The organism is Yersinia sp. Marseille-Q3913 (assembly GCF_963892745.1).
Lineage (GTDB): Bacteria > Pseudomonadota > Gammaproteobacteria > Enterobacterales > Enterobacteriaceae > Yersinia > Yersinia bercovieri.
In genome coordinates, this window is record NZ_CAWQAF010000022.1 from 256667 (window position 1) to 269402 (window position 12736).

Genomic DNA, 12736 nt, shown 5'->3' on the forward strand with positions numbered 1-12736 from the left:
GAGTGGCCCATCAAAATCATCAACCTTAATGGCATATTGCTATTTTGGCCCTTTGGTTGAGGCGATTGGTTTCCTGCGGCCCAATACATGCTCGTCACAAGGCTGCTGCCCGGTAGAAACATGGCTGGGTATACAGACCGCGATACTGATATTTTCGGCAATATCCTGCTCAGATTCGGTGACTACAGAGGGGGGGAGTTGCTGCTCCTCGAGAGAAGTGAGGATCTGTTGCCGCATCATCAGTAGCGGGCCAGATATCACACTGCCCTGAGGTAGTACTTTCTCTACACTACCGTTGCTACTATCGCTGACAATGATACTGCCGCTGACAGTGGTAGGCCCAGATAGTGTTCTGCCGCCAATACTATTCTTATCGACCGCCTTACCATTAATTGTCACATTCTCTCCGATAAGTTCCGGTGACGTAATCTGCACCGATGACTTATCTGAGTTAGTGTTCCCACCAAGATCAATGTTATTTATCTGCGCAAACTCATCGAGGAAAATACCGTGATTATTACCTGAGGTGCCATTTATCACGCCACCACTGACTGGGCCATTAATATGCACGCCGTGACCGTTATTCGACGCACTCCCCTCAATAGTCGTATTGCCTTTATTCACTAACGGGTCGGTAATTTCCACACCATGCCCATCCGTGGCACTCCCCGCCAGTGAGGTGTTATCCAGCGTATTATTGCCGTCCAACAGCACCCCTATGCCGCTGTTACCGGTGGCGTTGCCGCTCACCGCCAGTGGGTCATCTTCACCGCCGCCCGTGACCGCCACATCCCTGACCACATAAACTCCCGTGCCGTCAGTAGTCTCCCCCCGCACCGCGCTGCCATTGCTGCCCGTGAGATTACCGGCGATCACCACCCCGCTGCCATTGGGACTGTTGCCGTTGAGGGTGGCGTTATCCAGTGTGGTGTCGCCATCTACTTTAATGCCGCGACCACTGTCGGAAGTGCCGTTGACCGTGCCGCCGGTGAGAGTGCCGTTCAGTTCCACCCCATCGCCATTGGTGGCATTACCATCGACCGTGCTATTACCTTTGTTGGTTAGTGGGCCGTCAATATCCACCCCCGTGCCGTTGGTGGCACTCCCCGCCAGTGTGGTGTTATCCAGCGTATTATTACCGTCCAACTGCACCCCTATGCCGCTGTTACCGGTGGCATTGCCGCTCACCACCAGTGGGTCATCTTCACCGCCGCCCGTGACTGCCACATCACTGACCACATAAACTCCCGTGCCGTCAGTGGTCTCGCCCCGCACCGCGCTGCCATTGCTGCCCGCCAGATCACCGGCGAACGCCACCCCGGTGCCGTTGGCGCTGTTGCCGTTGAGGATGGTGTTATCCAGTGTGGTATCGCCATCCACGTTGATGCCGAGACCACTGTCGGAAGTGCCGTTAACCATGCCGCCGGTGAGAGTGCCGTTCAGTTCCACCCCATCGCCATTGGTGGCATTACCATCGACCGTGCTATTACCTTTGTTGGTTAGCGGGCCGTCAATATCCACCCCCGTGCCGTTGGTGGCACTCCCCGCCAGTGTGGTGTTATCCAGCGTATTATTGCCGTCCAACTGCACCCCTATGCCGCTGTTACCGGTGGCATTGCCGCTCACCACCAGTGGGTCATCTTCACCGCCGCCCGTGACTGCCACATCACTGACCACATAAACTCCCGTGCCGTCAGTGGTCTCGCCCCGCACCGCGCTGCCATTGCTGCCCGCCAGATCACCGGCGATCGCCACCCCGGTGCCGTTGGCGCTGTTACCGTTGAGGGTGGCGTTATCCAGTATGGTGTCGCTATCCACGTAGATGCCGCGACCATTAGTGGAGGTGCCGTTGACGGTGACGCCATTAATGATGCCATCCAACCGCACACCGCTACCGTTCTCCGCCAGGCCAGTAATCGCGGTCGTGCCATTATTGGTCAGCGGCCCGGTGATATTGACCCCCGAGCCATTGGTGGCGTTACCACTCAATGTGGTGTTGTCCAGCGTATTATTGCCGCCCAATCTCACACCGTGGCCTTGTTCGCCAGTCGCATTGCCGCTGACAGCCAGCAGATCGTCTGAGCCACCACCAGTGAGAATGGCATCGATATCAATTATCACGCCCGTGCCATTGACCACATTTCCCTGCACTGAGCTGCCATTGCTGCCCGTTAAATTGGCAGTGACGTCTACCCCCTTGCCATCCGCGCTATTGCCTATTAGCGCAGTGTTGTTAAGCACACTGTTGCCACTGATTTTCACCCCACTGCCACTGGACGATTTGCCATTGATACGACTATTGTCGAGCGAGCCATTAAGTTGTATACCAACGCCGCTTGCAGAAGCACCATTGACAACACTGTCACTAAGCAAACCATTGATCTGCACACCGATACCAGAACCGGAAGCCATACCCTTTAGCTCCGTATTCCTACTGTTAGTAAATGGACCTATGATATCTAAGGCAATACCATCAACCGCCGAGCCATTTAAGCTGGTGTTACTTAAGTCATTATTACCATTAAGTTTTATCCCAGTACCGGCTATTGTTGTCGCCACACCTTGCAACATCAGTAAATCTGCCTCACTGGTGCCAGTGACTGATAAGTTCTCGCCAATATCAATGCCATAACCCAATCCATCAACAGTTCCATTAATTCGACTGTGGTTAACACCGTTTATATTGCTGGTTACCTCCACCCCTTTATCGTTGGTGCTGCTGCCATTGAGCGCGGCATTATTCAAGACGGTATGGGTAGCAACACTAGATCCCGGCAGTGAATCAATTATCACACCACTACCATTAACTGATTTTCCGGTTAATACGGTATCGATAATAGTTGCATTACCACTGATGCGCAGACCTTCGGCCTGGGTTGAACACCCAGTCACATTAATACGATTAATTTGGTGTTCCCCACTAAAAAGGTGAACCCCAACACCCTCGGTACTGGCTCCTTCAATAGTGACGGAACCAGTACTATTATTGACCACACCGGAAATAACGGCTCCGCCGCCAGTAACGCTGCTACCTTTAATTAGCGTGTCACCGTCACCACTTAATATCAGTGTATTATTACTAGTTGGGAAGCTAACGCCCGAACCACTGGTTGATCGCCCATTAATGATTAAAGAGCCATTATTATTAACAGTTAGTTTTTGGGGATTTAAATAGGTTATGCCATTTCCGTCTGCGGTATTTTGTGCACCTTTATTTTCACCGAAGAAAGATAATTGACTGCCTTTAGCAACATTAAGGGTATTTTCACCATAAAAAGCAATGCCATTGTGTGTCGCACCGATGCCTTCTGTCTCACCTTGAAAAGTAACATTCCCTTCAACAGATAAGCTGTTATTTGCTCTAAAACCAACGCCTGAGCCCAATACCGTATTTAATGCTTTGCCGATCACCGTGCTATTTTTGGCTTTTATGCTGATATTACCCCCAAAGCTTAATGCCGTACTTGCTGTAGCCGGTAAAGCGGACATTGTTTCAGAATAAACCGAAATATTACCTGCGGTAGCATTCAGATCCACATCAGTAAAATAAACATTTCTCGCCCCCTCTGATGAACCATTGATATCAATGTTATTCTCAGTTGATGTCAGATTCGTATTTAATAGAGAGATTGATGGTCGTATAGAAGCACCAGAACCCGTCTTACCGTTTAAGGTAACATTTCCTTGTGCAATAAGATTATTGCGTGAAGAATTAGAGCTCCCTTGAATGTCAATCCCTTCACCATTACCGTTGGCTATCCCCGTCAGATTAATATCTTTTTTAGCATTAAAAATGGTATTAGAGTTAATCCGAACACCCTCCCGTTGTGATGTTCCATTGGCATTAATGTTACCTGTTGTTGCTGTAACATTAGACTCCCGCACCAGCAATCCGGTAAAATCAGTCGAGTTGGACACAAAATTAATTTCATTTGCTGTAATATTTGTGTTGGCCACCCCTATGCTTTTTGAGCCATTATTCTCTGCGGTAAAGTTTCCACTTTTCGTTTCAACATTAACATACGCAATACCAATTCCGCCCCCTGAAGCATTTCCATAATCACTGGAGATTATTGATATATCTTTTCCCGCAGTGACATTCATTCGATTAGATGGAGTCCCATTGATTGTTACTGTCTCCACAGTTTCTTTAGCGCTTTTGACCACTAATAATATATTCTGGTCAGCCACCATCCCGCCATTACCTTTAAAATACAATGCTTTATTAGCAGGGGCACTCAAGTTACTCTTAATATCACCTTTAGCGGTAAGAAATGTGTTGGTCATCACTACCGCATCATTATCACTGATGTTGCCGCTAAGTGAAATATTGTTGGCACTGATACTGACATTAGTAATAGGACTACCTTTGACACCACTAATATTTAAATTAAAGTCTCCTCCCTGAGCCTTTATATTGGCATAATCTGCAGCAATTGTACTGCCGATCTCTTTTCCTGTATTAACCGCCACCATAGATATATGACCGCCGGAAGTAATATTTACATACTCACCATTGGAATTGCCGATTATTTTTATTGCATCTGCACCCGCAAACGTAGAGTTACTGGTTTTTGCTGTCAGATTGATATTGTTACTGGCATTGATATTAGTGTTACCTAATATAAAAACCCCTTTATTGTTAGTGGTAACATTAGCACTAATATCACCGGAGGTTGCTGTGATATTACTATTTTTGAGTAAAACCCCATCAGCGCCTGTGATATTGCTTTCAAATTTAATGTTTTTTCCACTAACCTGTGAACCATTAATCCTAAGTCCATCCAAGCCAGAAGTAATAATATTACCCGTTACATTAAATGAAATATTGCCAGACCTGGAAGAAATATTTGAATTAATGATATCCACGCCACCTATTGCACTACCATTCACCTGGAATGTGATATCTTTATCACTGGTAATAGTTGCATTAGAGAATGATCCCATCCACGAAGTCTTAGAATTAGACTTAAAATTAAATGCCATATTACTGGCACCCGTTAGGGTTGAACCACCAGATATATCAATGCCACGCCACCCTTGCCCATTAGTATTACTACTTTCACCGATGATATCTATTTTCCCTGTTGCAAAAACAGTAGCACTATTACTGATGTTAACACCAACCTGGGATGCCACCCCAGTATTCCCATCAAGGGTTAGGTTGCCGACCTCATATCTCCCCCCCAAAATGGAGATACGTGCTGTGTGATTTTGATCAGCATGTTTTGCCAACAAATCCCCGCCATTTAATAAGACATGACTATTATTTAATGTGATAACCGAGTCTACTGTAGAATTACCTGATAATAAGTTAACATTTAACTTACCCATATTTGAAGTGATATTATTATAAACTTCAATATTACCATCAGCATGCAGTGTCAGTGTACTATCGGCACCAGCAGTTTTATTAATATCAGCACTTAACGTAATATTGCACCATCGGCAGCTTAGTAAACTACTATTACTGGTGGTAATAGTCACATTGGTGCCAGCATTAAGTTGAGAATTGATACTGGTGTTTAATATTTGGGCAACATTAGTCGTCGGGACGAAAACCTGCGCATTGGTGACATACCCAGCAGGAATATCCCCCATCCGCATCGATGAACCACTTTCAGCGCCATTGCCGACAATGCTCACCTCCGCCGGATCGAGTAACCAACGGCCCCGACCGCCATTAATAGCGCTGGCGTCAACCTGACCAAAGGCTTGCAAATTACGTCGACTGGAGGTTTCGACCCGACCACCATCACCTGATTGTGGCCCACCGCGCGCATTAATATCACCATAAAAACCGGTGTAATATTCTGACCATAGCACGGTGGTGCCGCCAGGCCCCTTGCCGGTGGCTGCAACATCAATATCTGCACCTTTATCCATGGCAACTGAGTGGGCTTTCTTTATCCGATGACTTTTTCCCTGCCAATCGCCCCCGACCAGCACTTTCCCACCGCCCTCGGCTCCATGGGCTGCAATCTTGCTACCAGCAGCCAAATGAATGTTTTCTCCTTGCAAAACAACACTCCCTCCACGCCCTTGTGGGCTACTGACATCTATCAGCCCCTTCTGACTCACCACCCCCTCACTGTCACCATCAAGATAAATGGCACCATTTTTTTCAGACAAACTGCGCGCCTGTAGAATACCGGTATGGTCAATTACGGTATCCATAACCATCTCTCTGCCGCGAGCGGTCAATTGGATAACCCCGCCATCAGCTTGAATCAGCCCACCATTGCGTAGCAAAGTACTGACCTGTTCACCCTGAATTTGCACACCGAGCAAGTTCCCGTGATCCAGATTAAGTGTGACGCGACTTCCGCTTGCGACGACCACTTTCCCTTGCGGCGAGTTGATAACACCTGAAGATTGATTATCAACCCTCTGCCCCACCAGCGCGATATAGCCTCCTGGTGTGGTACGCAGATTGGCCTGATTAATTACCTGACCTTCATTTTTTTCGCTGGTCAGCGTATAGCATCCGCGAATAAAATCATGATTAGACATGGATTTAGTACTGGCGACTAACCCACCAACATCAACTTGTGCGCCTTTACCAAATAGAATTCCATTTGGATTAAGTAAAAAGACCTGACCATTTGCTTTTAAGTTGCCATATATTTGTGATGCATCCCGACCCAGTACTCGGTTCAGTGCAATACTCTGCTGCCCCGGCTGGTTATAAATAACACTATTCCCTTGTGCAATATCAAAACTGCCCCAATTGATCGCCAGTTTATCGCTTTGCTGAACCACGGTAAGAGTGGTGTTATTTACATCTATCCCCCCTTGACCGATAACAATTTGGCCGTTAACAGGCAATGAGGGATGTGCCAAGACCAATATAGGGAAAGTGCCGAGCGCTAACCCCGTCATGATGGCCAAGCGACTTAATATTCCGGCCCTGGCATTTTTATCTTTAATTGATCGCCCACCTGTAGACGAAAATGATTTGCCATAGGAACGGGTAAACTCTCCGACAGCAATCAAGCATCCCAACCGACGACAAAAAACAAGTTTGTATAATTTACTGTTCATTATTCACGTCCATTAAATCTGACAAAGATGCCGATAAGCGCTAAAACATCTTGTAAGCGCTAAGCCAAAGTTGGTGGTTATCCGGATGACTCGTCGCAGCCTGGCCAGTTCGATGTGCCCAGGTTAGGTTTAAGGAGTAATCTACCGGGCGAGCAAGGGTGATATAGGCACCAAAACCAGATAAGTTGATGTTATTCTCAGAAATACCCTCGACAGGCTGGCGATAATAAGAGCCCCATCCTTGATCAAAGAATGCTGCAAACGTGACTTGGTTCCCCGCGCCAGCCCATGAGGGAAGTGGAGGCTGCCAGTGAGCGCGTAATTCAGTCGTAAACAGGGTGCCTTTATCCACGGCGCCCTCACCAATACCATAGGCGCGAACAGCCAATGGCCCTCCCAACAAGAGTTTTTGGGAGCTATCGAGATTCTTACTGGCCATTTGTCCGGTAAATTGGTTAAAGAATGAAAAATAAGCACCAAAACCCTGATCATGACCAACACGATAATTAAAGCGGGCAAAAGTACCGCTAATTCCGGTAAGAGAATTTATACTTTGACTAAATTCATCATCCAGTGATAGATGCCCGGCGGTGCCGAGTAAATAGAAATTACTCAACCCATGGGGTAATGCGCTAAATGTGCCATTAATACCAAACTCACCCGCATTAATATTGCGTTTTTGTTCCGGCAGTAGAATAAGTGAATCACGCATTCTGGCTTGGTAATAACCGGCGTTCGCATCAATACGGGCAGTAGATGCTCGTATCCACGGATGGAGCAAGTTGATGCCCCAAGTATTAGAGTGTCCACGTGCATCCAATATCTCAAAAGGCCCCTTCAATGTATAATCCAGATAGCTATAATTTATTGCCGCACGGGACCCATAAGTATTAATAGGAAAACTGTAATCCAGCAAACCATTAAAAACATCAGCAGAGCTGGATAAAATTAAATCGGCCCGTAATTGGTCCCCCCAACCTGTCAGGTTATTGAGTGCACCTCCCGCTAATAACCGATTATGACCAGAATAATCATTACCTTGATTATCAACACCAAAATATCCGTTTGCTAGCTGGCCTGGTATAATATCGGCATAAATTCGTGTGGTTCCCGACTGAGTCCCTGGTTTTAATGACAAAGAAGCATCAACGCCAGGTATTTCATTTAAAATAAGCGCAGTACGCTCTAGGCGGGATAATTCTGCCGGAGATGCGGCACAATCTTTTCCACCGAAAAAACCCATTTCTTTGCTACAACTATTACTTTCAATCACAGCCGTTGCAAATTGGGTATTTAATCGACTCTGATTATTCACCTCAGGATTATCTAACCGACCTGAAATAATGCGAACTAAAACAGTTCCGTCACGAACAGTTTGGGGCGGTAATATTGCCAGGGCGGCAACCCATCCTTTTTGGCGATAAAAACGCGTTATCGCCAATGCCATATTCTGTAAATCAGAAAATGTTAATTTTCGGCCTAGCCAAGGGCTAACGACGGCTTGTAAATCCTTATCACTGGAGCTCATTAACGGTGTTTCGCCTTCAAGCTTAACCTCACGCAACATGATCTGGCCCGATACAACAAGACGATCTGATGGTGAGGTTGGCGTTAATGGCGGTAATTGGATCTCGGCTTCATGTGGAGCAAGTTGTGGCTCTACTGTCGTTTGCCTAATTTCATTCCCGATTGCACCCGCATTCGGTACATTGATTATTTTAGGTGCGGCGACCAGTGGTGAGATAATAAAAAATGATAAGCAAAAAAAAACAACAATAAACAAAAAAACAGTGAGCTTTGCCTGACTTAATGATTTTTCTGTAAAGTGAAAATATTGCATAAAATAAGCCCATTTAAAATAAGAACAACACCAGCAAAAATAATAACACTCATAATTATTTAGCACTGGCCCACAGGGTGTGTTATTTTTAATTAGCAAACATATTAAGCAACATAGTTAAACCATAGAAATAAAAACAACTCAATTATGATAAATCATTACAAAAATATGGTTTATATCTTGCTGTTTAAGACTAATGGACCAAACTTATTTATCACAAACAGTTATTTGAGTTAGATATATAATTATTAATATAGAAAAATAATAAGTTATGATTTTAAATGAATATTGAAATATATGCTTCCTATTTTATCCATCAAGAAAATCACATAACATATTGATATAATTAAAATACAGGTTAGATTTAAATTAGGTTATAAAAAGCCAGGCAATTTTTATATGCGAATAAGTTATTAAAAAAAACAAACAGAGGGAAATAATATTAAAAAACAAAATTATTGTTTTTACAAATAAGGAGAGAGCTATATTAACTTTAACTTAAGTCACCATAATATAAAAACCCGCATTATTATGCAGGGTATTTATATTATAATGAAGATGACGATAATATTGCTCAGGAAAGTATTTTCATTATCCATTCTGCCTAATGCGAGCAATTAAATCATCAATGCTAACAATGTGTGGTGCGGCCAATATCAAGGTAGACCCCAGATTCAGCGCATGGCGTTGACATGCTCTGCGCATCTCATCATCAATAATGCTATCCAGATCAGCCACATGGGCCAAGCCGATGGTGCGCCTGATTAATTCACTGCCGCAATACCCCACCGCATCTTGCCATACCTGCTGTAGAAACTGCTGTGCATACCCTTGTATCGCCAGTGCTGAGTCCTGGGTTTTTTCCTCACTTAACGCCACAAAACGGTGAGCGAAGGTTTGCCAAATCAAATGGATATCCCTCAGCCGCTGCTCACGTCCCGCCGCCGCATCCCGCGGTCCTGCTAACCCAGGTAATCCGCAGTAATTGAGCAGTAAATTCCCCAGCGCAGTGCCGATATCAAACCCGATAGGGCCATAGAAACCAAATTCAGCATCAATGGTTTTTAGGCGACCATCAGCAACGAAAATGGAACCGCTGTGAATATCACCATGCAGCAACGCCTCAGCCTTGCTAAGGAAACGATGTTTGAGCGACGCCACTGCCAATTTGAGCGCATTATCCTGCCGCAGCGCCAGCACATCCGCTAATAGTGCAGGATCGAAATGATTACGCTCATGGTCAATATAGGGGTCGGTAAAGAAGAGATCTTCAGTGATTTGGCATAGCTCAGGGTTGGTATAGCGACTCACTGCCGCTTTTTTGGCTGGCGCCGACTGATAAAAATCTGAGGTATGGAAGAGGGTTTGCGCCAGATACTCGCCCAGTTGCGAAGCCGCCTGCGGGTAATATTTTCCCTGAATCAGTTCACTACGCCAGATTTCGTGGTCGGATAGATCTTCCTGCACCATGACCGCCAGTTCCGCATCGTGATGCAGCACATTAACCGTGTGTTGTGGGCAAAATTGGCGATGTGTCAGCAGGGTTTCGGCTTCAATACGCGCGCGATCCAAGGTTAGGGGCCAGGACTCACCGACACAGCGCACATAGGGCAGCGCCTGCTTGACAATCACCCGACTGACGCCCGCAGCATCACGGATTTTAAACACCAGATTGAGGTTACCATCGCCAATTTCATCCGCAGTGACCAAGGTCAGTGGATCAGCCACTTGACCAAATTGGCGAGCATATTCAACGGCATCCGTAGCAGTAAAGGTATAGTAGCGCGACATCTTTAACCTCTTGTTCTATCCTGATTCTGATCCACTCACCGCCAACCATTTGCTGAGCCGTGAAATTATTCTGTGTTAAAGCAAAATTACTCTTTATTTAGGCGTAAAAAAATTTACCCACATTTATTGGTGATACAGCCAGGCAGCAAACGAATGGATCCCGCGGAGCTGACTCAAGTCAGTGCTGCGGGTGAATGAGAGCGGCTAACAACACTGTAACTTCAAGAAAGAAGGGTATAGACGTCTATACATCCGTATGGCATGTTGGCAGAATAAGAACCCAGATGCAATAACGCAACATGGATTTAACTGACAATGCAGATGCTTAACAAGCTTGATTTACAAACAACCAGCTTAAGAATTGTTGATAGCCAACTTTGGATACTTGACCAGCAAGCACTGCCCCAACGTCAGGTGTGGCTGTCAGCCGATACCCTAGAGTTGCTGATTGAGCATATTCAAGCGCTACGGGTCCGTGGCGCTCCCCTGATTGGCCTCTCCGCCAGCCTATTGCTGGCTTTACTGGCCGAGCGCGGCTTATCGCAGGCGCAACTTGAACAGGCATTGATTGCACTGCGGGAGTCGCGCCCGACCGCCGTTAATTTGATGAATAATCTGGCGCGGATGCAACAGGCGCTATTACAACCAAATTGGGTCGAGGCCATGACCCACGAGGCATTGCGTCTGGTGGATGAAGACCGCGAATTGTGTGAGCGCATTGCTCAACATGGCGCGACATTGGTTAAATCGGGCAGCAAACTGCTCACCCACTGTAACACTGGCGGGCTAGCAACTGCGGGCATCGGCACCGCTATTGGCGTATTACTACGCGCACATCAGCAAGGCAATATTCGTCAGGTATGGGTTGATGAAACCCGACCTTTATTGCAAGGCGGGCGCTTAACCGCCTGGGAGTTGGGTCAGCTGGGCATTCCGTATCAATTAATTTGTGATTCGATGGCCGCCAGCCTGATGGCTCAGGGCAGAGTGGATGCAGTTTGGGTGGGTGCGGATCGTATCGCCGCCAATGGTGATGTGGCGAATAAAATCGGTACTTACAGTCTGGCAGTATTGGCTCACTACCACCGCATTCCTTTCTATGTGGCCGCCCCCCACACCACCCATGATCCCGCCTGTCCTAATGGCGCGGCGATCCCCATTGAGCAACGTGCTGCCAGTGAAGTGATGGGTGTTACCGGGAGCTTTGGCAGTTGCCAATGGGCTCCAGAGAGTGCCCCCGTGTACAATCCGGCATTTGATGTCACTCCGGCGGCATTAATCAGTGGTTGGGTATTAGACAGCGGCGTTATCACGCCAGAACAAGTAGCCGCAGGCTTCTTCCAGCCTCAGCGCTAACTAGCCATTATCGCTCTCTGGTTGATAAGAGAGCGGATAGGCGGGGAGATATGCCGAATGGACCCTGCGGGTTTACCATGCCAGTGAGTGAACCGTCGGAGCGCCCATCGGGGCCGTCGCCCCGCCAGATCCCGGGGCGATTAAGTGGATTTTATCTCTTTATGCTAAATGGGGATAAGCATCGGCTATCTTATCGCCAGTAAAATGTGCCACCCAACCTTCTGGATTATCAAATACCCGAATCGCGGTAAAATTCGGTGCTGACCCCATATCAAACCAGTGGCGAGTATCCGCTGGCACTGACAGCAAATCACTCTTTTCACATAGAATTTGGTAAATTTTGCCATTCAGATGCAAGCAAAATAGCCCACAGCCCTCAACGAAGAAACGCACTTCATCTTCGCCGTGGGTATGCTCGGACAAAAACTTCTCGCGCAACAGTTCGCGCTGCGCATTGTCGGGCCGCATGCTGATCACATCCCAGCTCTGATAGCCCTTTTCCGCCACCAGCCGGTCAATTTCATGTTGATAAGCCGCGATCACGGCCTCAGGCTGCGGGTTCTCACCCAGTTCACGATCCGCCTGCCAGCGCTCAAAGCGCACACCAATCGCCGTCAATTGCTGCTGAATTTCATCCGCATCACAACTCTGCCATAGCGGCTGGTCGGGCTGTTGATCACTGAAAATCGTTAATCCGCTCATGCT

The 12736-nt window shown here is 47.0% G+C and carries 5 protein-coding genes; 1 reads left to right on the forward strand and 4 read right to left on the reverse strand.

Features of this window, described 5'->3' with window-relative positions; genetic code table 11:
* Nucleotides 1-39: 39 nt before the first annotated feature.
* The 3 genes from AACW11_RS11495 to mtnK form a co-directional block, all read right to left on the reverse strand.
* Nucleotides 40-7044 carry a two-partner secretion domain-containing protein gene (locus tag AACW11_RS11495; protein WP_212584378.1) on the reverse strand — a complete coding sequence of 2335 codons (7005 nt, stop codon included), beginning with the start codon at nt 7042-7044 and terminating at the stop codon, nt 40-42.
* A 40-nt stretch (nt 7045-7084) separates the two neighbouring features.
* On the reverse strand, nt 7085-8884 hold the full coding sequence (locus AACW11_RS11500) for a ShlB/FhaC/HecB family hemolysin secretion/activation protein (RefSeq protein WP_212584379.1): 1800 nt from the start codon (nt 8882-8884) through the stop codon (nt 7085-7087).
* Nucleotides 8885-9475: 591 nt separating this feature from the next.
* Nucleotides 9476-10675 carry an S-methyl-5-thioribose kinase gene (mtnK, locus tag AACW11_RS11505; RefSeq protein WP_212584380.1) on the reverse strand — a complete coding sequence of 400 codons (1200 nt, stop codon included), beginning with the start codon at nt 10673-10675 and terminating at the stop codon, nt 9476-9478.
* 315 nt (nt 10676-10990) lie between these two features.
* Here mtnK and mtnA point away from each other — a divergent pair, with 315 nt between their 5' ends.
* Nucleotides 10991-12031: an S-methyl-5-thioribose-1-phosphate isomerase gene (gene mtnA / locus AACW11_RS11510; protein ID WP_212584381.1), complete on the forward strand. Its 1041-nt coding sequence runs from the start codon at nt 10991-10993 to the stop codon at nt 12029-12031.
* Between the two features lie 159 nt (nt 12032-12190).
* Here mtnA and AACW11_RS11515 read toward each other — a convergent pair whose 3' ends face one another.
* Complete coding sequence (locus AACW11_RS11515) at nt 12191-12733, reverse strand: 1,2-dihydroxy-3-keto-5-methylthiopentene dioxygenase (protein ID WP_212584382.1); 543 nt, start codon at nt 12731-12733, stop codon at nt 12191-12193.
* Between the last annotated feature and the right edge of the window lie 3 nt (nt 12734-12736).